This is a genomic window from Arthrobacter sp. 9V (genome assembly GCF_902506065.1).
Classification (GTDB): Bacteria; Actinomycetota; Actinomycetes; order Actinomycetales; family Micrococcaceae; genus Arthrobacter.
Genome location: NZ_LR732912.1, coordinates 2,050,037 through 2,072,940 on the forward strand (window position 1 = coordinate 2,050,037; position 22,904 = coordinate 2,072,940).

Annotated in this window: 20 protein-coding genes; 6 read left to right on the forward strand and 14 right to left on the reverse strand. The window is 61.2% G+C overall.

What is annotated here, in order from left to right; genetic code table 11:
- Window positions 1–39 precede the first annotated feature (39 nt).
- The 10 genes from BACI9J_RS09665 to BACI9J_RS09710 form a co-directional block, all read right to left on the reverse strand.
- Window positions 40–990 carry an FKBP-type peptidyl-prolyl cis-trans isomerase gene (locus BACI9J_RS09665; RefSeq protein WP_236558631.1) on the reverse strand — a complete coding sequence of 317 codons (951 nt, stop codon included), beginning with the start codon at window positions 988–990 and terminating at the stop codon, window positions 40–42.
- Between the two features lie 129 nt (window positions 991–1,119).
- Window positions 1,120–2,484, reverse strand: coding sequence for a Pup--protein ligase (gene pafA, locus BACI9J_RS09670; protein WP_159734182.1), 1,365 nt, complete (start codon window positions 2,482–2,484; stop codon window positions 1,120–1,122).
- 1 nt (window position 2,485) lies between these two features.
- Window positions 2,486–3,193, reverse strand: coding sequence for a proteasome subunit alpha (gene prcA, locus BACI9J_RS09675; RefSeq protein WP_159734183.1), 708 nt, complete (start codon window positions 3,191–3,193; stop codon window positions 2,486–2,488).
- A 1-nt stretch (window position 3,194) separates the two neighbouring features.
- Entirely contained in the window at window positions 3,195–4,004 is an 810-nt protein-coding gene (gene prcB, locus BACI9J_RS09680; protein ID WP_159734184.1) for a proteasome subunit beta, read from the reverse strand.
- 79 nt (window positions 4,005–4,083) lie between these two features.
- Window positions 4,084–4,287 (reverse strand): ubiquitin-like protein Pup, encoded by a 204-nt coding sequence (locus BACI9J_RS09685; protein ID WP_159734185.1) that lies wholly within the window; start codon window positions 4,285–4,287, stop codon window positions 4,084–4,086.
- Window positions 4,288–4,405: 118 nt separating this feature from the next.
- Window positions 4,406–6,025 (reverse strand): depupylase/deamidase Dop, encoded by a 1,620-nt coding sequence (gene dop, locus BACI9J_RS09690; protein ID WP_159736417.1) that lies wholly within the window; start codon window positions 6,023–6,025, stop codon window positions 4,406–4,408.
- A 50-nt stretch (window positions 6,026–6,075) separates the two neighbouring features.
- Entirely contained in the window at window positions 6,076–7,884 is a 1,809-nt protein-coding gene (gene arc, locus BACI9J_RS09695) for a proteasome ATPase (RefSeq protein ID WP_201296551.1), read from the reverse strand.
- A gap of 97 nt (window positions 7,885–7,981) precedes the next feature.
- Window positions 7,982–9,046: a tRNA (adenine-N1)-methyltransferase gene (locus BACI9J_RS09700; protein ID WP_159734186.1), complete on the reverse strand. Its 1,065-nt coding sequence runs from the start codon at window positions 9,044–9,046 to the stop codon at window positions 7,982–7,984.
- A 118-nt stretch (window positions 9,047–9,164) separates the two neighbouring features.
- Window positions 9,165–10,331: a site-2 protease family protein gene (locus BACI9J_RS09705; protein WP_159734187.1), complete on the reverse strand. Its 1,167-nt coding sequence runs from the start codon at window positions 10,329–10,331 to the stop codon at window positions 9,165–9,167.
- Window positions 10,332–11,144: an HAD family hydrolase gene (locus tag BACI9J_RS09710; RefSeq protein WP_159734188.1), complete on the reverse strand. Its 813-nt coding sequence runs from the start codon at window positions 11,142–11,144 to the stop codon at window positions 10,332–10,334. It lies immediately after the preceding gene.
- A 30-nt stretch (window positions 11,145–11,174) separates the two neighbouring features.
- Here BACI9J_RS09710 and BACI9J_RS09715 point away from each other — a divergent pair, with 30 nt between their 5' ends.
- A complete protein-coding gene (locus tag BACI9J_RS09715) occupies window positions 11,175–12,080 on the forward strand; it encodes a PAC2 family protein (protein WP_159734189.1) in 906 nt (301 codons plus the stop codon).
- 87 nt (window positions 12,081–12,167) lie between these two features.
- On the opposite strand, the gene mshC is transcribed toward BACI9J_RS09715, so the two are convergent.
- Together mshC and BACI9J_RS09725 are read right to left on the reverse strand one after the other, a co-directional pair.
- Complete coding sequence (mshC, locus tag BACI9J_RS09720) at window positions 12,168–13,445, reverse strand: cysteine--1-D-myo-inosityl 2-amino-2-deoxy-alpha-D-glucopyranoside ligase (RefSeq protein ID WP_159734190.1); 1,278 nt, start codon at window positions 13,443–13,445, stop codon at window positions 12,168–12,170.
- A gap of 15 nt (window positions 13,446–13,460) precedes the next feature.
- Entirely contained in the window at window positions 13,461–14,294 is an 834-nt protein-coding gene (locus BACI9J_RS09725) for an undecaprenyl-diphosphate phosphatase (RefSeq protein WP_159734191.1), read from the reverse strand.
- A gap of 52 nt (window positions 14,295–14,346) precedes the next feature.
- Here BACI9J_RS09725 and BACI9J_RS09730 point away from each other — a divergent pair, with 52 nt between their 5' ends.
- A complete protein-coding gene (locus tag BACI9J_RS09730; protein ID WP_159734192.1) occupies window positions 14,347–15,279 on the forward strand; it encodes an aldo/keto reductase in 933 nt (310 codons plus the stop codon).
- Window positions 15,280–15,285: 6 nt separating this feature from the next.
- Here the strand turns inward: BACI9J_RS09730 and rfbA are convergent, their stop codons facing one another.
- Window positions 15,286–16,152 carry a glucose-1-phosphate thymidylyltransferase RfbA gene (gene rfbA / locus BACI9J_RS09735; protein WP_159734193.1) on the reverse strand — a complete coding sequence of 289 codons (867 nt, stop codon included), beginning with the start codon at window positions 16,150–16,152 and terminating at the stop codon, window positions 15,286–15,288.
- A 53-nt stretch (window positions 16,153–16,205) separates the two neighbouring features.
- Between rfbA and rfbB the strand changes: the two genes are divergently transcribed.
- The 4 genes from rfbB to BACI9J_RS09755 all read left to right on the forward strand — a co-directional run bounded on the left by rfbB (window position 16,206) and on the right by BACI9J_RS09755 (window position 21,542).
- Window positions 16,206–17,204, forward strand: coding sequence for a dTDP-glucose 4,6-dehydratase (gene rfbB, locus BACI9J_RS09740; protein WP_159734194.1), 999 nt, complete (start codon window positions 16,206–16,208; stop codon window positions 17,202–17,204).
- A 3-nt stretch (window positions 17,205–17,207) separates the two neighbouring features.
- The gene (locus tag BACI9J_RS09745) at window positions 17,208–18,617 is read left to right on the forward strand and encodes a sugar nucleotide-binding protein (RefSeq protein ID WP_159734195.1); all 1,410 of its coding nucleotides are present in this window, start codon (window positions 17,208–17,210) and stop codon (window positions 18,615–18,617) included.
- 175 nt (window positions 18,618–18,792) lie between these two features.
- Window positions 18,793–20,709 carry a WecB/TagA/CpsF family glycosyltransferase gene (locus BACI9J_RS09750; RefSeq protein ID WP_159734196.1) on the forward strand — a complete coding sequence of 639 codons (1,917 nt, stop codon included), beginning with the start codon at window positions 18,793–18,795 and terminating at the stop codon, window positions 20,707–20,709.
- A complete protein-coding gene (locus BACI9J_RS09755; protein ID WP_159734197.1) occupies window positions 20,706–21,542 on the forward strand; it encodes a glycosyltransferase in 837 nt (278 codons plus the stop codon). The genes BACI9J_RS09750 and BACI9J_RS09755 overlap by 4 nt, the downstream gene beginning before the upstream one ends.
- On the opposite strand, the gene BACI9J_RS09760 is transcribed toward BACI9J_RS09755, so the two are convergent.
- On the reverse strand, window positions 21,543–22,874 hold the full coding sequence (locus tag BACI9J_RS09760; RefSeq protein ID WP_159734198.1) for a hypothetical protein: 1,332 nt from the start codon (window positions 22,872–22,874) through the stop codon (window positions 21,543–21,545).
- Window positions 22,875–22,904 lie beyond the last annotated feature (30 nt).

Here is a 22,904-nt window from a genome sequence, read left to right on the forward strand (position 1 = left end):
CTTTTCAGGAACCAGCTTAGCCAGAACCCGTGTCAGTTCTTACTTCTTGCCGGTGATCTCGACGACAAACACCAACGGGCCTGCAGGCTTGCCCTGGGCAGCGGCGCTTGCGCCATAGGCGAGATCCGTGGGAATGGTCAGGAGAACCTTCGAGCCCACCTTCTGGCCCGTAAGTCCAAGCGTCCAGCCCTTGATGACCTGGTTCAGCCCGAACGTAGCGGCCTCGCCGCGGTCATAACTGGAGTCGAACTTGGTGCTGTCCTCCCAGCGCCAGCCGGTGTAGTTGGCATCAATGGTGTCGGAGTCCTTCAATTCCTCTCCATTGCCCTCGGAAAGGACCTTCACCGAAAGACCTGCAGGGGCATCAGTCTTGGGAATCTCCACTGAAGGTGCGCCCTTGTCATCAAAGGTCACCTTGGGCAGCTTGCCGTCCTTGTCCAGCTGATCGGTCTCTTCCTTGCTCAGAAGGCCGGGGGCGTCTTTCGCCGAGGCAATCTTGAAGATCACCAGTTGGGAGGAGGCAGGAGCCGAAGGAGAGGCGCCGTCCGACGCCGAGGAGTTACCTGGAGCAGCGATGGCTACATGGCTGCCTACCTTGGCGCCGATGATGGCGTCAAAGATCAGCTCATTGCCGGCTTTCATCTGCTCGGAGAGTTCGATTGCCTGGGGTCCCTTGGCGTATCCGTCCTCAAGGGTCTTGCCATCGGCGCCGTCCACCGCGATGAACACCAGTTCGGCAATCTGGCCCATTTTGACGGGCTCGCCATCGCCTTCCTTGACAACCTTGACGGTGGGGCCTGTTACTGCCAGAGGCTTGGAGAATTCGATGCCGGGTGCTTTGTCATTGCCGTTGTCCGTGACCTTAAGGGAGTCGAGCTTGGAGACGTCACCCACTGATTTGCTGGTGGGCTCGGCAGCCGGTGTCTCTCCACCTCCGCACGCGGTCATGAGAAGCAAGGCGGGAAGGAGAATTGCTAGGAGTCGGCGCACAAAAAGACACTTTCGTCGGGGCAAAGGGACACTCGGAAAGGCGCGTAGCGCATCCAAGCAGGGTGTATCTCGGGAAGAGACCACTATCCAGAATAGCCCGTGAAGCTGGGAGCCAGCTTATAAACCGTTTTAGCCCATGGAGTCCAAGAGGGCATCCACCCGCTCGTCAACGTTCCGGAACGGATCTTTGCAGAGGATGGTTTGGTGTGCGCGGTCGTTGAGTTTCAGGTGCACCCAGTCCACTGTGTAGTCGCGGCCCAGCTCCTGTGCCCGCCGTACAAAATCTCCCCGCAGTTTTGCGCGTGTGGTCTGGGGTGGAGCGTCCACAGCATCCTTGACATCGGTTTCAGTGACCAGTCTGCGTGCTGCACCCCGGGCCTGCAGCAAGAAGAAGATGCCGCGTTGCCGGGAGATGTCGTGGTAAGTAAGGTCCAATTGGGCAATCCGCGGTGAATCGAGGCTGAGATCGTGGCGGCGCATGTAGCCGTCCATGAGCTTCTTCTTGATGGCCCAGTCCACTTCGGTATCGATGGTGCTGGTGTCGCCGCTTTCAATCGCGTTCAAGGTCCGCTCCCACAAGTCCAGGATGAGGGGAACGTGGGCATTATGGGCACCATTGGCGGCAACAAACTCGGTGACCTTGTTGAGGTATTCCCGCTGAATATCCAGGGCCGTCAGCTGGCGGCCGTTGGCCAAGCGGACCAGTGCGCGGCCGGTGAGGTCGTGGGAGATTTCGCGGATGCTGCGGATGGGATTCTCCATGCGCATGTCACGCATAATGACGCCGGCCTCGATCATGCGGAGGATAAGGTCCACCGTACCGACCTTGAGCAGCGCCGAGGTCTCGGACATGTTGGAGTCCCCCACAATGACATGAAGGCGCCGATAAAATTCGGCATCCGCATGCGGCTCATCGCGCGTGTTGATGATGGGCCTGGACCTGGTGGTCGCCGAGGAGACGCCTTCCCAGATATGGTCGGCCCGCTGAGAGAAAGCAAACGTGGCACCGTGGGGGGTCTTCAGTACTTTGCCGGCACCGGCGATCAGTTGCCTTGTCACCAGGAAGGGAATCAGTATCTCGGCGAGGCGGGAAAACTCTCCGCGGCGCGGTATGAGGTAATTCTCATGGCTGCCATAGGAATTGCCCGCGGAATCGGTGTTGTTCTTGAAAAGGTACACCGTGCCGTTGAAGCCCTCGGCGGCGAGCCTGGCCTGCGCCTCGTCAACGAGGTCGTCCAGGATAAGTTCGCCGGCCCTGTCATGGGCGATGAGCTGGGCGAGGTCATCGCACTCCGCGGTGGCATACTCCGGGTGCGAGCCCACATCGAGGTAGAGCCGTGAACCGTTGGTGAGGAAAACGTTCGAGGACCTGCCCCAACTGACCACCTTGCGAAAGAGGTACCGTGCCACTTCCTCGGGCGCCAAGGGACGCGAATCCGGACTGGAGTACGAAATCCCGAACTCAGTTTCGATGCCAAATATCCGCTTATCCATCTCAGCTCTCCTCTGTGAGCAACCGGGTCATGTCTTCCGGCAGAAGCCGCCGGAACGCCCTGCGGGACCCGCGGTTGCTTTCCGAAGCGCGGTACAGCACAGCGGCTTCGACGGCGGTGGCGGGTAGTTCGTCAACTTCCTTGTTGGTGGCCAGCGCACGCAGCGCCAGTTGCATGGCGCCCGCCAAGGTGAGTTCGGGCTCCCAAGCCCCATTGACGACGTCGGAAATCTGGTCGGCGAGCCCGCCCATCACCACAAAGCCGTTCTCATCGGCGATTGATCCATCAAAGGTCAGGCGGTACAGGTGATCCTGCTCTTGGGTGAAACCAACCTCGGCCACAGCCAATTCCACTTCGAACGGCTTCTGCTCGGCCGTAAACACCGCACCCAGGCTCTGAGCGTAGACACTGGCCAAGCCGCGCGCCGTCACGTCCTCGCGGTCGTAGGAGTATCCGCGGACGTCTGCGTAGCGGACTCCTGCTTGCCTCAGGCTTTCAAACTCGTTGTACTTGCCCACTGCAGCGAAGGCGATTTTGTCGTAGATTTCGCCAATTTTGTGCAGCGATGGCGAAGGGTTCTCGGCGATCAACGCAATGCCGTCCGCGCAGCTGATCACCACAACAGAGCGCCCGCGGGCTATGCCCTTCCGTGCGAAGTCCGCACGGTCCTTCATCAGCTGCTCCGGAGAGACGTAGAACTGCTGGGTCATATCAGGCCTCCCGTCCGGCGGCAGCCCGCGATTCAACAATTGCGCCGGCTATCGCGGCCAGGTCGCGTTCAGGTACACGTCTATTGCCGGAGCGATTGACTGTATAAACCACCGGCCACAACTGCCGGACGGGGTCAGGCCCGCCGGTGGCGGAGTCGTCGTCGGCGGCGTCGTAGAGTGCCTCAACGGCCACAGCAACGGCATTCTCTTCAGACAGGTTCGGCTTCCACAGCTTCTTCAGGGCTCCGCGGGCGAACACCGAACCGGAACCAACGGAGTGATGCTCCTGCTCTTCATATCGCCCGCCTGTGACGTCGTAGGAGAACAAGCGGCCTACACCGGAGCTTTGATCGAAGCCTGCGAACAAGGGAATCACTGCCATCCCCTGCATTGCCATGGGCAGGTTTCCGCGGATCATGGCGCCCAGGCGGTTGGCCTTACCAACGAGGCTGAGGAGTGTGCCTTCGATTTTTTCGTAGTGCTCCAGCTCAACTTGGAAAAGCCTGGTGATATCAATCGCAAGGCCTGCGGTACCAGCGATACCGAGAACCGAGTACTCGTCCGCCGGAAACACTTTCTCGATGTGCCGGCTGGCGATGATGTTGCCCATGGTGGCTCTGCGATCCCCGGCCATCAGTACGCCACCGGCGTAAGTCAGCGCGACGATCGTGGTGGCATGCGGGGACTGCGGCACCATTCCGGCGGGTAACGATTGATTGAAGGGAAGGAGTTCGGGACGCGAGCGTTGAAGGTGCTCCGTGAAAGAAGACGTTGCCTGGGTGGCCAGGGGGCCGGTTGATGGGTCCTGCATTGCTGCACTCCTTCGACTCTGCATTCCGATGCCCGGCGGCCTCACGCCGGCCGGGCAGTACATCCTCTGGCGGATCCGCCTACTGGCCGCCCTTTTGGACAAACGCCCTGACGAACTCTTCGGCGTTGGATTCAAGGACGCCGTCGATTTCGTCGAGGAGATCATCCACGCCTTGCGTGGCGTCCGAGGCTTGTGCCTCCGGTGCTGCCGGTGGCGCCTCCGGTACGTCCACTTCGGTCTCGGTTTCCCGTGACTGCGGTTGTTGCTGCTCCTGTGATGCCATTTCTTTCTCCCTACTGTCAGTCTCCTAAGGACAGAGACTTCCTACTGCCATATTGCCACGCTGAGCGGTGCTGCGGAGGGCTTTGGCCGTCGACGGATATTCCTGTGGCGGGCATTCCTCAACTCCTCACAGCTGGTGGCGCCTGACCCAACAATTCGGCCAGGAACGAGGCAGCATCCGCGTGGCGGTCAAAGAGGGCGCCGGTCAAAGCCTTGGTTCCCCTCAAAGGCTCCCGCGTGGGCACCCGCTGCAGTTTACCCAGCCCGGGCACATCAAAAATCACCGAGTCCCAACTGGCGCCCACAACGTCTTTGCCGAAGCTGGAAACGCAGCGCCCCCGGAAGTAGGCCCGCGTGTCCGACGGCGGTTCGGTCACCGCACGGGTGATGTGGGCGTCGTCCACAATTCGCATCATCCGATCCCTGGAGAGCATCCTGTAGTAGAGGCCCTTCTCAGGCCGGATATCAGACCATTGAAGATCCACCAAGCCGAGCCGGGCATCCTCCCACGCCAGTCCGTCACGGTTCCGGTAGCCCTCAAGAAGTGACTTCTTGGCCACCCACTCCACGGACGATGCGGCGGCATCGGGATCCGTCCCCAAGGTTGTCAGTGTGGCCTCCCACTGAGACAGGACCTGATGCGTGTGGCCGTCTCCGGTGACTGAATCTGCCACCCCGGTCTCCTGGGCCAGCTTGGCGGCTGCCTCGAAATACATCCATTGAAGTTCGAGGGCTGTTACTCGTCTTCCGTCCAGGAGCCTGACGGTTGTGGTCAAAGTGGTGTCGTGACTGACGGCCTGGAGCGCTTGGACGGGTTCATGGACTTCGATTTTGGGTGCCTGGCCTGCCTCTATGAGGCTAAGGACCATGGCCGTGGTTCCGAATTTCAGGAAGTTCGAAGCCTGGCTGAGGTTGGCGTCCCCAATGATGACGTGGAGGCGCCGGTATTTGTCGGCCGTGGCGTGTGGCTCGTCCCTGGTATTGATGATGGGGCGCCGGATGGTTGTCTCCAGTCCCACTTCTGCTTCGAAAAAGTCCGCCCGCTGGCTGATCTGGTAACCGGGCGTTGAGCCGTCCTGCCCCAGCCCCACCTTGCCTGCGCCACAAATCACCTGACGGGAGATGAAGAATGGCGTGAGCCCGCGGATGATGTCCCCGAAGGGTACAGAGCGGGGCATGAGGTAATTCTCATGCGAGCCGTAGGACACAGACTTGCTGTCAGTGTTGTTCTTATAGAGATTGATGGCCGGAAGCGATGGATCGGCAGCGACCTTCCGAACCGTGGCCAAGGCCACCAGGTCACCGGCGGCATCCCATGCCACGGCATCGCGTGGATTGGTGACCTCCGGGCTGGAGTACTCCGGGTGAGCATGGTCCACATAAAGGCGTGCACCATTGCCCAGGACCATGTTCATCAGGAGGGAACCGGACTCGTCTGCTCCGTCCAGTTCCAAATCCTGGCGGCCATATGCCAAGGCGACCGCTTCGGCGTCGAGCACCGGCGGTTGGTCCGTCAGCTGGCTCGGATCTGCTGCCGCCTTGTCCATGGTCCAGCCGCGGGCGTCGTGCAACGGTTCCTCGTCCGTGTAGTCCCATCGTGTCTCCGCCCCGCCGGCCGCCCGCTGCCGGGTCACAGTGGCATATGCCTGAATGATCCGGGCGGACATCATGGTGGCGTTGGCACCTGGAGCTGACGGAGCATGGATCCCATATTCAGTTTCCGAGCCCATGACGCGCATGGCGCCGCCTGCGGGGAGTTTCTCTGCGGGTGAACCCTCGGGCCTTGCTGTCACAGGTACTGACCCGTGTTGGCGGTGGTTTCTATGGACTTACCGGGCTCCTGACCGGCCTTGCCCTGAACAATGGTCCTGATGTAGGTGATCCTCTCGCCCTTCTTGCCCGAAATCCTGGCCCAGTCATCCGGGTTGGTGGTGTTGGGCATGTCCTCGTGCTCACGGAATTCATCCACAACGGCCCGGAGCAGGTGATCGATCCGAAGACCCTTCTGGTGGGTGGTCAGCAAATCCTTGATGGCGTACTTTTTGGCACGGTCCACTACGTTCTGGACCACGGCGCCGGAATTGAAGTCCTTGAAGTACAGCATCTCGGTATCGCCATTGGCGTAGGTGACCTCAAGGTATTCATTGGACTTCTCTGTGGAGTACATTGCCTCCACCGTGCGCTGGACCATGGCATCCACAGTGGCCTGGACGTCGCCGCCGTACTCCGCCAGGTCCTGAGGATGGAAGGGCAGGTCAGTTGTGATGTATTTGGCGAAGATGTCGGCGGCAGCTTCGGCGTCGGGTCGTTGGATCTTGACCTTGACGTCGAGGCGACCGGGACGAAGGATGGCGGGATCGATCATGTCCTCACGGTTGGAGGCGCCAATAACGATCACGTTGTCCAGACGCTCCACGCCGTCGATTTCACTGAGCAGCTGAGGCACGATGGTGGTTTCGACGTCCGAGGAAACGCCGGTACCGCGGGTGCGGAACAACGAGTCCATTTCGTCGAAGAAGACCACCACGGGGCTGCCGTCCGAAGCCTTTTCACGGGCACGGGAGAAGATCAGCCGGATGTGCCGCTCAGTCTCTCCCACGTACTTGTCCAGGAGCTCGGGCCCCTTGATATTGAGGAAGTAGCTCTTGAGATCGGTGTTGCCGGCACGTTCCGCTGCCCGGGCGGCAAGGGAATTCGCTACTGCCTTGGCGATGAGGGTCTTGCCGCAGCCTGGAGGACCGTAGAGGAGGATGCCTTTAGGGGCCTTCAGTCCATGCTCGCGGTAGAGGTCCGGATGGAGGAACGGCAACTCCACGGCATCGCGGATCTGCTCGATCTGCGGGCCAAGGCCGCCGATGTCCTGATAGGTGATGTCCGGAACTTCTTCGAGGACCAGGTTCTCCACTTCGGCGCGGGGAACCTTCTCCAGCGCATAGCCTGTCCGTGAGTCGAGGGACAAAGCATCGCCGACTTTCAGGTGAACACTTTGGAGCGCCCCCGACAACCGGACCACACGCTCTTCATCGGCACGGCCAACCACCAGCGCCCGGTCCTTGCCCAGCATTTCCTTGAGGGTGACAAGTTCGCCTGCACGTTCGTAGCCGAGGCCCGCCACTACCAGCAGTGCCTCGTTGAGCAGAACTTCCTGCCCGACGGCAAGCTGATTGAGGTTCACGAGCGGGCTGACGCCAACACGCATCTTGCGCCCCGCGTTGAAGATGTCCACGGACTCTTCAGTGGCGGCTTGTCCTGAACTGCCGGCAGCCGGCTGCTTCCGCGGGTTGATCTGCACCACGGTGCCAAAGCTGTATGGGGGTTGGCCCTCCTGCTCCAAGGCGCCCTTCAAGCGAAGGATCTCAGCCTTGGCTGTTTCCAGCATGCTGACAAGTTTGCTGTTGTTCTGGGTGGCAGCAGCCAACTGGCGGTCGATGTGGCGAAGTTTGTCCCGAAGAATGTTGATCTGCCGTTCGGCAACAGTCAGCTCACTCGAGGTCTCCGGCGGTTGAACAGCGCCGAGCCTCCGGCCTGCCGCATTCTCCGCTTCGCCGTTTGCATCTTCCGGCGTCGGCCGTCCAAGGTCGTTGTTTGACGTATCCACGATTCATCAGCCCCTTCCTGCGCTTAACAAGACCTTAGTCCCGAAAAGCTCAGGGTGCTGTGTGACATTCGGAATGCGAACCCTATTGTGACCTTTGTCAGTTTGTGACTGAGGGATCATCCTGAACGTTGGTCCCGGCAATTGCGTCACGCGCTGCACGTCGCAGTTTCTTGTCAGAGACGGCGCGCTCCCCCACTGCTGCAGGGGTCCAGGCGTTGAGGTCCTCTTCGCTGAATTCAGTCTTGGACGGGCGGCGCTTCACCGAAATTCCGGTGACTCCCTCAGCCAGGCGGCGGGTAACCAGGAGGAAACCGGTGTGGGCCACCATGCGGTGGTCCGGACGAACAGCCAAGCCCTCCAGGTGCCAGCCACGAACCATTGATTCCCAGGCATCCGGCTCAGTGAAGCGGCCATCAGCGCGGATCGCTTCGGCGGTGCGGGACAACTGGGTAACAGTAGCCACGTAATTGATCCAGACACCACCGGGTGCCAGGACAGTGGCCACAGCGTCCAAGCACTCCCAGGGAGCGAGCATGTCCAGGACAACCCGGTCCACGGAACCCGGGGCTTCTGCTTTGACAACCTCTTCCTGGAAGTCACCCAGGGAGATCTGCCATGCGGGATGGGGACCGCCAAAGATGGTCTCAACGTTTCCACGGGCGATGTCCGCGAATTCTTCGCGCCGCTCGAAGGAGTGGAGGTAGCCGCCGTCGCCGACTGCGCGCAACAGGGAAATGGAGAGCGCACCGGAGCCGACACCTGCCTCAACCACCCGCGCGCCGGGGAAGATGTCCGCCATGGTGACGATCTGGGCGGCATCCTTGGGGTAAACCACTGCCGCACCACGGGGCATGGACAGAACGAAGTCAGAGAGCAGCGGGCGCAGCGTCTGATACTGCTGGCCAACGTTGTTGCTGACCACGGAACCATCAACCTTGCCGATGATTTCATCATGGTTCAGGAAACCCCGGTGGGTGTGGAAAGCCCCGCCCACCTCCAGCGTGATGGTATTCATCCGCCCGCGCTCGTCCGTGAGCTGGACCCGCTCGCCCACACGGAAAGGCCCGCGGCGTCGTGCAGCACCCGTCGGCTGTGCGGCCGGACCGTTGGCTGACTCGTCAGTGCCTGTGCTTGCTGCGGGGGCGGCGGTTTCGCTGCTCATGTGGTGTTCCTCGCTCCTGTACGGCTGGGCCGCGGTGTCTGACCGGCTGGTGGGCGCCAAAAAGTCAATGGCTCTACTTTTGTCTAACCGCCGGCATGTAACTCTACCGGCAACGCAGTCAGGCGCGCCCGCTCCTGCGTGCTTCCTTACCTGTAATGGCAGTCACTACAGCTTGTTGCCGAAGCAGCCCCGTGACGATTCCGTTGTGATCAACCACAGCGTATTCGCCGCCGTCCAGACGAGCCAAGTACTGGATCAATTCCTGCCCCTTGGACCATTCAGGGACATAAGCGCCGGCACCCAGGGCGTGTGACACGGCGGTAACGGGCGTCGTCGCCGCAGATGCGGCGGGCACTCCGAGGGTTGCGCTGAAATCCACAACGCCTTGAGGCTTGCCGTCCGGACCGCAAATGACGACGGCGGGACTTCCGGCCGGTGAGATGGCCAGGACGTCTGCCACCGTGGCCGAGTTCGCCACTCCTACTGCAGGTTCTGCCAGGCCGGCGGCACTGACCAGGTAGAGGCGGCTGCGCAGCTTCGCGTGGTGGATGGAGCTCGAGGCGCCCATCCAAAGGAAACCACAGACGAGCACGGTGATGAGTATGAGGCTGATGTCCAAGGGGGTGCCGTTAAGGAGTGGCAGTCCGATGAACCAGATAACCAGCGCGGCGACGATGATGCGACCTGACCAACCGGCGGCGATGGTGCCTTTGTCCTGGCTGCCGGTGGCTTTCCAAACGGCGGACTCCACCAGGCGGCCGCCATCCAGCGGCAGGCCGGGAAGAACGTTGAACAAGCCGATCAGGAGGTTGGCCCACATCAGGATGTTCGCGAGGGTATCCGGGACACCACTCAGAACACCGGTGGAGAGCACGGCCCACATCCCGGCCGCCAAAACGAAGTTGGAGACAGGTCCGGCCAGGGCGACCACTACCGAGCGACCCGGCGAAGCTGTGAAGCTCTCAAATTGGGTATGGCCGCCCCAAAGGTTGAGCACGATTTTTTCCGAGGGCCAATTGAAGGCCTTTGCACTGAGAGCATGCGCCAACTCGTGGACCAGCACGGATACCGCAAGGAGCAAGGCGTATCCCAAGGCGACGAAATACGCTCCGACGCCGAGATCGGGCGTTCGAACCAGCAGCGCGGGGCCGTACACGATCACCGTGAAGCCAGCGATAATGAACCACGAGTAGGCCAAGTAGACCGGAATGCCGGCGATTCTCCCGAGCGGGATACCATCGCGTTTTTTGCTTTGTGCGTGGTGCGGTGTGGACGGGCTGGTCACCTAGTTGGCCCCTTCAAGCAGGTTCGCTGCGGCGAAACGGTCAGCCACGAGTCGTTGGAGATCCGGTGCCGTACGGCCAACCAGCGTAGGCCACGTGATCATTCGGGGGTCTTCCGGAAGGGGCACTTGATGGGGAATTCCAACGGTGACCACGCCTGATGCAATGGCCGCGGTGGCTCCCGGGATGGAATCCTCGAGGGCAACGCAGTTGTGGATGCTCACGGAAGGATCCTCCAGCCTCAGCCTCTCTACGGCCGTGAGGTAGGCCTCCGGGTGCGGCTTCCCGTTGGTCACGGAATCGCCGGTGACCATGAACTCAAAGTAGGGCTTGGGAAGGCTCTCCACCACAACGCCGGCCAACGGGCCCTCGGACATAGTGACCAGGGCGCAGCGAATACCGGCCTGGTGGAGGTCGTCCAGCAGTTCGCGGGCACCGGGCCGCCAAGGAACCTCTTTACGGACCTGTGTGATCACCTGTTCGCTCAATGTGTCCACGATTTCGCGGGCCTCGAGCTCGACGCCGGCGGCCTGGAGGACGGCCGCCGAGTGAAGCAAGGACTGTCCCACCAATTGCATGGCTTGCTGGTGGGACCAGCTCCCGCCGTGGGACTCAACCAGCTCCCGCTCGGCAGCGATCCAATAGGGTTCGGTGTCCACGAGTGTGCCATCCATATCCCAGAGCACGGCTTTGAGGAGGGGCTGGCTGGGTGAGGAATGCATGGTTTCCAGTCTACGTGGAACCTGGCGGGCGGCCGTCCGCGGGTTGCGCTGTGGGCGAATCGCGGACACGCTTCGGCGTGAAATGCCATGCATCCACAAGGGTCTTGGACGTAGGGTGAGTGGATGAACAGTGTGGACGGGACCCCCGAAGGACAGGACATCACCGCGGAGCCCGAGCGTTTCCTCAAGGAACCCGCGGACGGCCAGCGTGTCACCGTAATGCTCGCCGCGTTTGAGGGCTGGAACGACGCCGGTGAGGCCGCCAGTGATGCGCTGCACTACTTGAACAAGCTCTGGGGCGGCAAGAAGGTCGCCACGGTGGACGCTGAGGAATATTACGACTTCCAGTTCACCCGTCCCACTGTGCGGCGGACTTCCTCGGGCGCGCGAAAGGTGAAATGGCCTTCAACGCGTATTTACAAAGCCGAAGTCCCGGACAGCAACGTGGATGTGGTTCTGGTACTCGGTACCGAACCCTCCTACCGTTGGCGTGCTTACACCACCGAGATACTGGTCCATGCTGAAGCCCTCAAGGTGGATTCAGTGATTCTGGTGGGCGCGCTGCTCGCTGACGTTCCTCACAGCCGTCCCATCCCGGTGAGCACCACCACGGAAGACAGTTCCCTGCGGGAGCGCCTCAACCTGGAAGCCTCACAGTACGAAGGGCCGGTGGGCATTGTGGGTGTCCTGGCAGAGTTCGCAATGCTTGCAGGTCTGCCTACGGTCTCGCTGTGGGCAGCGGTTCCCCATTACGTTGCCCAACCGCCCTCCCCCAAGGCGCAGCTGGCCATCCTGCACAGGATCGAAGACCTCTTGCAGGTCCCGTTGGACAGCCAACCTTTGGCTGAAGAATCTGAAGCCTGGGAACGCGGAGTGGATGAGCTCGCAACCGAGGACCCGGAGATTGCTGCTTATGTACGGCAACTCGAAGAAGCGAAGGACACCGCTGACCTGCCGGAGGCATCCGGGGAGTCCATAGCCCGTGAATTCGAGCGTTACTTGAAGAGGCGCGGTAAAGAGCGTCCCTAAGAGGCCGCTTCCCCTGAAAGAAGCTACGGCCCTGACATGAAGTCAGGGCCGTAGCCGTTACCTGAGTTGCCTGGGTTATTGGGTTGCTTAGACTTCAACCCCGAGTAGCGCATCGATGGCGTCGCTAACAAGCGCGGCATCCTGTGCTGAGCTGTCCGCACCGGAGCTGGTTGCTTCTTCTGCCCAGTGATCGACGACGGCGATCGCACCGGGAGCGTTGAGGTCATTGGCAAGTTCGTTGCGCATCGCTGCTATAACGGACGCCGCTGAGCCGGCAGGGGCGTGGTCCAGGGCCTGGCGCCATTGCTTGAGCCGTTCCTTGGCTTCGGCAAACTCTGCTTCGGTCCATGACCAGTCGGAGCGATAGTGATGGGCAAGGATGGCAAGTCGGATTGCCGCAGGTTCCTCCCCGGCAGCGCGAAGTTTTGAGACAAGAACCAGGTTGCCCTTGGACTTGCTCATCTTCTCCCCGTCCAGCCCCACCATGCCGGCGTGTGAATAGTGCCGGGCCAGTGGAACCCCGGAGAGTGAATAGGCATGGCCCGCGCCCATTTCATGGTGCGGGAAAACCAAATCCGATCCACCGCCTTGGACGGTGAAGGGGGCGGGAAGGTACTTCTGCGCGATCACCGTACATTCAATGTGCCAACCCGGACGGCCATCGCCCAGGGTGGCTCCGGGCCAGCTGGGCTCGCCCTCGCGGGCAACGCGCCACAGCAAAGGATCCAAAGCATGGCGCTTTCCGGCCCTGGAAGGGTCTCCACCCCGTTCAGCGAACAGCTCCAGCATTTCCTTTTCGCCCAGGCCGGAGACGTCGCCCAGTGTCCAGGCATCTGTGGCGTCCGAGCGCTTGCCGGCAGTCTGGACGTCGTAGTACACATCGCCGTCCGGATCTCCTTCGGAGCCGGCAACGCGATAGGCCACGCCGTCGGCGATGAGCTGCTCGATGGCAGGAACTATGTCCGGGATGGCTTCGACAGCACCAATGTAGTGGTTCGGCGCGAGGACGTTCAGGGCGTCCATGTCTGTCTGGAACAGTTCGATCTGGCTCTGGGCCAATTCGCGCCAGTCCACGCCGGTGGCTGTGGCGCGCTCCAGAAGGGGATCGTCTATGTCCGTGACGTTCTGTACATAGGAGACCCGGACGCCGGCATCGCGCCAGGCACGGTTCAGGAGATCAAAAGCCACATAACTGGCCGCGTGTCCCATATGCGTAGCGTCATACGGGGTGATGCCGCAGACATACATTGATTGTTCCGGCTGTCTCTCAATGTCCACCACCCGGCCGAGGGCTGTGTCATACAGCCGTAGTTGCGGCAGAGTGCCGGGCAGCTCAGGTACAGGGCGGGAGGTCCACGATTTCACGACTCAACCTTAGTGCTAGGCGCTGATCACATTGAAACCGAGCAGGACATACAAAGCCAGGCCCAGGAGGATCCGGTACCAAACGAACAGCCGGTAACTGCGGGTGGAGACGAACTTCAAGAACCAGCCGATGATGACGTATCCCACCACGAAAGCGATGACTGTGGCCAGCGCAGTCTCGGGGAGGCCGTAGGGACCACTAAGACCTTCGTTGGAAACGGTCTTGTAGAGCTGGTACAGGCCACTGCCAAACACGGCGGGTATGGCCAGGAGGAAGGAGTACCGGGCAGCCGCTTCACGGGTGTACCCCATGAGGAGGCCGGCGGTGATGGTGCCGCCGGAGCGGGAAACACCGGGAATCAGGGCCATTGCTTGGGCGAAGCCGTAGAGAATGCCGTGCTTGTAGCTCAATTGGGTGAGATCCCGCTCCTGCCGGCCAATGGCGTCGGCAACAGCGAGGATCATGCCGAACACGATCAGCATGGTGGCAACGATCCACATACTGCGCAGCACTGACTCGATCTGGTCTTGGAACAACAGGCCCAGGACGATGATCGGCAGGCTGCCCAGGATGACCAGCCAGCCCATGCGGGCATCCGGATTGTTGCGCTCCACCTTGCCCGTGAGGGAGCCGAACCAGGCCCGGACGATCCTGACGATGTCACGCCAGAAGTAGACAATCACGGCGGTTTCCGTGCCCAGCTGCGTGATGGCCGTGAAGGCAGCACCGGGGTCCGAGGCATCGGGAAGGAATGAGCCCACGATCCGCAGGTGTGCGCTCGAGGAAATCGGGAGAAATTCGGTGAGGCCCTGCACCAGGCCCAGCAAGGCTGCTTCTATCCAGTTCACGTGAATAGACCCTACGTCATGAAGTACTCCAACTCCCCGTAAGCTAGCTGCTATGCAGCAGCGTTATGTCGGAAACAGTGGATTCCGTGTGTCCTCATTGTCCCTTGGAACCATGTCCTGGGCCCAGGAGACTGACGAGCAGGATGCTGCAGAACTGCTCCACGGATTTGTTGCCGGCGGAGGCACTGTTGTGGACACCGCCGCTTCATATGCGCATGGCCGGGCAGAGGCCATGTTGGGATCCATGCTGGGCGACGTTGTGGCCCGCTCCGAGATTGTGATTTCCACCAAAGCCGGCGTGTCGTCGTCCGATTCCAGGCGAAGTATCAACGCATCCCGGGGCGCGATGCTGTCCGCCCTTGATGCCAGCCTCGCGAGGCTTGGCACGGACTACATCGATATCTGGTTCGCTCACGAGTGGGATCCGAACGTGCCCTTGGACGAAACGCTCTCTGCCTTGGAGCTCGCCCAGCGGAGCGGACGTGCCCGCTATGTGGGGATCTCCAATTACAACGGCTGGCAAACAGCCAAGGCAGCGGCCGTGGCCGGGTTCACCCTCGTGGCAAACCAGTCCGAATATTCCCTTGTCCAACGCAAAGCAGAGGCCGAACTCGTCCCTGCCGTGGAAGACGCCGGACTGGGGTTGATGGCGTGGGCGCCCTTGGGCCGTGGCGTACTCAGCGGTAAATACCGGGGGCAGATTCCTGCCGATTCCCGTGCGGCGCAAAGCCGCCTGGCCGGTTACGTTGAGCCTTATCTTGAGTCCCCCGCGTCCCGCGTAGTGGAAGCCGTGGCGATGGCAGCCCGTGGACTGGGCCGGACTCCCATGGATGTATCCCTCAGCTGGCTGCTCTCAAGGCCAGGTGTTGCCACCGCAATCATTGGCCCCAGAAACGCTGTTCAGCTGAAGGAACTGCTGGACGCGCAATTGACGGTTCTGCCGGCCGAGATTGCGCGCGCCCTTGAGGACGTCTCAGCTGCCTAGTTCCCGCTATTGCCGGTCCAGGATGTCCAACAAGTAGCTGCCGTAGCCACTCTTGGCGAGTTTGGCGGCCTGCTGGCGGAGTTCGTCATCGCTCAGGTAGCCCATGCGCCACGCCACCTCCTCGGGAGCACCGATTTTCAAACCCTGCCGGTTCTCGGTGGTACGGACATAGTTTGACGCATCATTGAGGTCGCTGAAGGTCCCGGTGTCCAGCCAGGCAGTACCCCGCGGAAACTTCTGCACATGCAAGCGGCCAAGCTCCATGTATGTCCGGTTGATATCGGTGATCTCCAGTTCCCCCCGGGCAGAGGGCTTCAGGTCCTTTGCCATGGCAACTACGTTGTTGTCATAAAAGTAGAGCCCCGGAACGGCATAGTTGCTTTTGGGGACTGCGGGTTTTTCTTCGATGGAGATGGCCATGCCCTGCTCGTCGAACTCCACCACACCATAGGCGGAGGGGTCCTTGACCCAGTAACCGAAGATCGCACCGCCGTCGACGTCAGCGTAGTGCCGAAGCTGGTTGCCCATGCCTGGTCCGTTGAAGATGTTGTCACCCAGGATCAAGGCCACGTTGCCTGTTCCGATGTGGTCCTCCCCCAGGATGAAAGCCTGGGCAAGGCCGTCGGGGGTGGGCTGCTCGGCATAGCTCAAATTGATGCCGAACTGTGAGCCATCTCCGAGGAGCCGCTGGAACTGCGCGGCATCACCGGGTGTAGTAATGACCAGGATGTCGCGAATTCCCGCCAGCATCAGGGTGCACAGCGGGTAATAGATCATGGGCTTATCGAACACCGGAACCAGCTGCTTACTGATTCCGAGCGTGATGGGGTGAAGCCTTGAACCCGTTCCACCTGCAAGAACAATTCCTCGCAAACCTGCCGTCCTCACCTATGCCCCGAAATGCCGCGGGCGGTTACTCTAGGGCCATGCAGAGAATCCTTGTCACCGGCGGGGCCGGATTCATCGGATGCAACTTTGTCCACTACATCATGGAGCACACCGCGCTCCATGTCACGGTGTTGGACAAACTGACTTATGCCGGCAACATCGAATCCCTTTCCGGTCTGCCCCCTGAGCGCTTCACCTTCGTCAAGGGCGACATCTGCGATGCCCCGCTGGTTGACGCGCTGACGGAATCGGTTCACGCCGTGGTGCATTTCGCAGCAGAGTCCCACAACGACAATTCGCTGCAGGACCCCCGCCCCTTCCTGGATACAAATCTTGCGGGGACGTTCACCCTGATCGAAGCTGCGCGAAAGCACAGCACACGCTTTCATCACATTTCCACCGATGAGGTCTATGGCGACCTTGCCCTGGATGACCCCCGGCGGTTTACTGAGAATTCCGTCTACCGGCCAACAAGTCCCTATTCGGCAACAAAAGCGGGTTCGGATATGCTGGTCCGCGCGTGGGTGCGCTCCTTCGGCCTGAAGGCAACCATCAGCAATTGTTCCAACAATTACGGCCCCTACCAGCACGTGGAGAAATTTATTCCGCGGCAGATTACCAACATCCTGGACGGGAACCGGCCGCGCCTTTACGGCAACGGAGGCAACGTTCGCGACTGGATCCATGTAGAAGACCATTCCTCCGCAGTGTTGGCCATCCTGGAGGGTGGCCGTGTGGGCGAAACTTACCTGATTGGCGCAGACGGGGAACGGTCCAACCGGGAGGTTGTGGAGATGCTCCTTGCCTTGGCGGGCCAGCCCCGGGACGCTTATGAGCTGGTGACGGACAGGCCGGGCCATGACCTCCGGTACGCCATCGATTCAAGCAAGCTGCGAGGCGAGCTTGGGTGGGCGCCAGGGTACCCTGACTTCGACGCCGGACTGGCTGACACGGTCCAGTGGTACAGGGATAACGAATCCTGGTGGCGACCGCAGAAAGCAGCAACCGAGTCCAACTACGCAGGCCAAGGACACTAAAGCGTGGAACAGGGACAGCAGCTACGTTCGAGAATCACGCCCATCCCCGGACTGCTGCTCTTTGAGCTTCCTGTTCACGGGGACGGCAGAGGCTGGTTCAAGGAGAACTGGCATCGCGCCAAAATGCTTGCCGCCGGACTGCCGGACTTCGGCCCGGTACAGAACAATATTTCCTTCAACGCCGCCCGTGGAACCGTCCGTGGCATCCATGCAGAGCCCTGGGACAAGTTCATTTCACTGGCATCGGGACGGATCTTCGGCGCTTGGGTTGACCTGCGCGAGGGGCCGGCGTTCGGAACACTGTTTACCGCAGAACTGACCCCTGGCCAGGCCATCTTCGTCCCGCGCGGTGTGGGCAACGCCTTTCAGACCCTGGAGGATGACACCGCCTACACCTACCTGGTCAATGACCATTGGAGCGCGGAGTCGCAAAGGGACTATACGTTCCTCAACGTTGCCGATGAGCGGGTAGCCGTACCATGGCCGATCCCTTTGGAGAGTTCCGTCGTCTCTGATCAGGACAGGAAGCATCCGCGACTCGGTGACGTTGCCCCTATGAGCCGGAGGCGCACCTTGGTCCTTGGCGCGGACGGCCAGCTGGGATCCGCCCTTCGAGTTGCTTTCGCGGATGACTCCACAGTGGAATTCGCCGGCCGCGCGCAGTTCGACATCACAGCTGAGCCCTCCTACCAGGCAGTTACCTGGCGCAATTACTCCACCATCATCAATGCCGCTGCTTTCACCGGGGTGGATGCTGCTGAAACCGCGGAAGGACGTTCAGCTGCCTGGGCCATCAACGCTGCTGCTGTTTCGCGTCTGGCGCGTGCCGCCGTCGAGCATTCATTGACGCTTGTCCACATCTCAAGCGACTACGTGTTCGACGGCACAGCCGAGGTTCACATGGAGGACGAGGTTCCCGCTCCCCTGGGCGTTTATGGACAGAGCAAGGCGGCCGGAGATCTCGCGGCAGCCACCGTGCCAAGGCACTACATCATCAGGACCAGTTGGGTGGTGGGCGAAGGGAAGAACTTTGTTCGAACCATGGCCTCGTTGGCCACCCGGGGCGCCTCGCCAACGGTGGTGGATGATCAATGGGGGCGGCTGAGCTTCGCTTCTGACATCGCCTCGGGCATTCGTCACCTGCTCCACAGCAAAGCCGCCTATGGGACGTACAACCTCAGCAATGACGGAGAACCACAGACATGGCATGAAATAGCGCGCGATGTCTACCGTCTGTTGGGTGCGGATCCGGCTCTCGTGGCGCCCATCAGTGCAGCGGATTACGCCAAACCCAACACTGCTCCAAGGCCGCGCAGCAGCGTGCTGGATCTGTCAGGAATCCGCGCGACCGGATTTGATCCACCCCCGGCGCCCCTGCGACTGGCTGAGTACCTCAAGGGCCTGGAACTCTAGCGGAGTGAGGAGAAACGTCCTAAAGTAGCCGTACGGCAGCCTCTCTTGCAGGAGGCCGGGAGACAACTCAAATGAACATGTTGACACGGCGGCACAGGTCCGCCACCGACGATCCAGGCAGTGCAGCAGCCTCGGATCGTCGGCCACATGGTGATGCCTTGAGTTGGAGCCGAGAATGCTGCTACCGAAAATCATGCCCACTGGAGAGCTCCTCCACAGGGCAGTCCCCCACCTCTACCCGCGACGCGGTGTCGCCGTCGGAAGACTCCCCGATCAGCGTCAACAAAAAACTGCCGGTTCCGGCGTCCCGGCATCGGAAACCCCCTGGGTGAGTTTGGGAGGTGCCCCGGTAAAGCTCATGGACGCTGAGGGCGCCCTTCGGGAGATTCTTGATCGTGCCGCCGCCCCTGATGGGCCACCTCTGGGTGTTTGTTCCGCAAATTTGGACCACATCCGGCACTTTGGAACCGGAAGCCGCTGGATAGGCACGCTGGACCCGCCGGGGCCCGTTGAATGGTTGACCCTGATCGACGGAGCGCCTTTGGCCACCGAGGCACAACGAATCACCTCGAAGACCTGGCCGCGGTTGGCCGGCAGCGACCTCATTCAACCCCTCCTCGCCGGCGTTGCTGCACGGGGGCTGCACCTCGGATTCCTGGGAGGATCCGAGGAGACCCAGAAACTGATCGCAGGGAAATTTGCAACAGAGCGGCCTGAGCTGGCGGTTGTGGGCTGGTGGGCTCCGGCAAGGTCCACGCTGGGGGACGCCGCCGCCTCCCGCAAGCTTGCCGAGGAGATTCGGGCGGCCGCCCCCGACGTCCTGGTAGTGGGTTTGGGAAAACCCCGGCAGGAACTCTGGATAGCAGAGTACGGGCACCTGACCGGTGCCAAGGTCCTGTTGGCATTCGGTGCCGTGGTGGACTTCCTGGCAGGAAATGTTCGGCGTGCTCCCCTATGGGCCAGCTCGCACGGCCTTGAATGGGCGTGGCGCCTCATGCTGGAACCCCGCAGATTGGCACGCCGCTATCTGGTAGAGGGGCCGGAGGCGTATGTGAAGCTGAGGACTTCGAGCAGTTGCATCCTTGAGAGAAGAACCCGGTTTTCCACCACTGGCAATCCTGTCCCGGAACCCGTGCCCAGCCGGGCTCCGGGATCGTTCGTGCCTGTCACCGAAGCGGCCGACGTCGCCGTCGTGGTTGTCACCTATAACAACGCTGACGACGTCGGACCGCTGATGGCAAGCCTGCGCAAGGAAGCAGCCGAGGTGTCCATCAAAGTGGTGGTGGCGGACAATTCCGCCGATGAGCGAACGGTGCTGGAACTCGCCCATCACCCTGATGTCACAACGGTGCGAACGGGGGGAAACCTTGGTTACGCCGGTGGAATCAATGCCGCGATGACCGTGGCAGGGGAAGCCGGGAGCTACCTGATTTTGAACCCGGACCTTCGCGTGGAGCCGGGCGCGGTGACTGCCATGCTCAGACGCATGAAGGAGCAGGGCGCCGGCGCGGTGGTACCGGTCCTGCTGGACGATGACGGCAGCATTTACCCGTCGTTGCGCCGTGAACCGGGCGTTCTGCGAGCGCTGGGTGATGCGGCTTTGGGTAGCCATGTGAAGGGCAGGCCGGGTTGGTTGTCTGAGATGGATTTTGACCCGGAGAGTTATTTGCATGGGCACCGGGTTGATTGGGCTACGGGTGCGGCCCTCCTGATCAGTGCTGCGGCTGCGGGTGCCGTGGGTGCTTGGGATGAGCAGTTCTTTTTGTATTCGGAGGAGACGGATTATTGCCATCGGGTGAGGGACGCGGGTTTTGGCATCTGGTTTGAGCCTTCCGCACGGATGTGGCATGAGCGTGGGGGTTCGGGGTCTTCGCCGCAGTTGGCTGCCCTGATGTCGGTGAACCGGGTCCGGTATGCGGCGAAGTATCTTGGGCGTGGGCGGGCGCTGGCTTTCCGTGGTGCTGTCCTGGCTGCTGAGGTTGCGCGTTTGAACAAGCCGGGGCATAGGGATGCGGCGTTGGCTGTGTTGAGTCAGCGGCGTTGGGAGGCACTCCCCCACGCGACGCAGGGCTCGAGGGCGGGCATGCCATGACCGGGGCCCATCCTTCCGGTGCGGTGATCATCCCTGCACATAATGAGGCCGGGGTTATCAGCAGGACACTTGAGGCCTTGGGCGAGGTTATCGGGTGGGGCACAGTTGATGTGGTGGTGGCGTGTAATGGGTGCATGGATGGCACGGAGGCCATTGCGTCCCGGTACAGGGGTGTTCAGGTGCTCAATGTTCCGGAGGCGTCCAAGACTGCGGCGTTGAACGCTGCGGACCGAGCAACGCACCGCTGGCCGCGCCTTTACCTGGATGCTGATATTGAGGTCAGTGCCCCTGCGCTTCATTCGGTGTTTGCTGCTTTGGAAGGCGGGTCCTTGTTGGCTGCGCGTCCTGCTTTTCGGTATGACACCCAGGGTGCTTCTGCTTGGGTGAGGGCGTACTATCGCGCCCGTTCCCGTATTCCGGGGACTTCCGAGGGGCTGTGGGGTGCGGGTGCTTATGCGTTGAGCTTTTCCGGGCACCAGCGGTTGGGGGCTTTCCCTGCACTCACCGGTGATGACTACTATGTGGATCGGCTGTTTTCCGCCCATGAGAAAGCGGTGTTGCCCACTGAGCCCGTGGTGGTTCGGACGCCTCGGACGTGTGCGGCGCTGTTGTCTGTTCTTCGGCGTACCTATAGGGGGAATGCTGAGCAGGATAGGGTATCCGGCGGGGCATCGACCGGGCGGACCGTGCGGCAGTTGCTTGCCTCGGTGAGGGGGCCGCTAAGTGTCTTTGATGCCGCTGTCTATGTGGCTTTCGCCGGTGCGGGCCGCCGTCGTCCGCTGTTCAGCCGTAAGGCGCTGCCCCGCTGGGAGCGGGACGATAGCAGCCGTTAGTCAGTAGCCGCAGCTCCCGCCGCCCTCGATGCTGTAGAGGTGCACTGCGTTGCCGTCAGCAAAGGCGTCGGTGAAGGTTCCCTCCACTATGGGGATGGTCCGGTTTTCATCAATAACGACGGCGGTGCTGCCGCCGCATTTCACAGTGAAGGTGGCCGTTCCGCCGGTGCTCTTGTTCGCTCCTGCGAAAACGTAGACGCGGCCGTCGTGGAGTTTGGTGGCCAGGTCCACTGGTCCGGTGACTGTGGTGGCGCCGTCAAGGAAGGGGGCGTTGAGGACGGGGGCGAGGTTTTTGATTTGCGTATTGACTGCAGTGACTGCCGGCAGGGTTTCTCCTGGGCAATCCCGCAACACGTGCTGGGTGACGCAGTCACCGCCGAAGCTGTGGTTGAAGTAGACGATTCCGCGGGCTCCGTGGATGAGGCTGCTCCAGACTGCTGCACGTATTTGCTGTCCGGTGATGGTTCCCGCCTGCGGTGAGTCTTCAAAAGGGTGTCCAACTTCGACGAATCCCCAGACGGGTGCTTTTGCCTCGGTGAGCTTTCGGATGCGCTCAACGGTCCATCCGTAGTTGGCCGCGAGCCGGCATTCGGACGCTGTCAGGTCCTTGGTATTGCCGGTGATTGCTCCGCCCTCTGTTTGGGCGCAGATGTTGGGGTCAGTGAACCAGTAGTTATCTGCTGATACGAGGTCCTGGGTTCCGTTGATGAATGCCCGCGACTGTTCGTCCGAGAGCCAAAAGGTTACCCCTTTGCCGTAGTTCGCATAGGTCATGATTCCTGCCGGTGCGGACGTGCGCAGCTTCTTCTGGACCGTGTAGCCGCATTTGGATTGTTCCGGGACGCAGATAGGGCCTTCACCCGGGTACTTGCCGGTCCAAGGAGAGTCCCCGGCGCCGGCCCACATGTCCACTTCGTCACCCAGGGCGTAACCGGATGCTTGGGCTGCCGGGTACGTGGGAATGGCGTGCATACCTGAGGCCCGCACGAGGTTGAGATCGGAGTCTGTGGTTAGAACGACGTAAGTGTTAAGTCCGGCGGCACGGTCCTTTGCCACATAGTCCTTTTCCAAAGCGCTTTCGAACCACACGCCAACCGGGAAGAATTCCGGTTCGATGGGTAGGCCGTTGGTGAACCGCGAGTAGAAGCCGAGGCCACCATCGATTTCGCGGACTTCCATGCCGGGTAGGTGCGTCGGTGTGCTGTGAGGTGATGGGGTTCCTTGTTCTGTATCGGAGAGCGGGCCAGGCATGGGGAGGCCAATGGCGACTGCAGTTGCTGCGATAAGGCACAGGGCCATGACACCGAGTATCGCTGTTGTTGTCCGCTTCATGGTGTCCGCTTTCCTGGCCGGCTTTCCAAA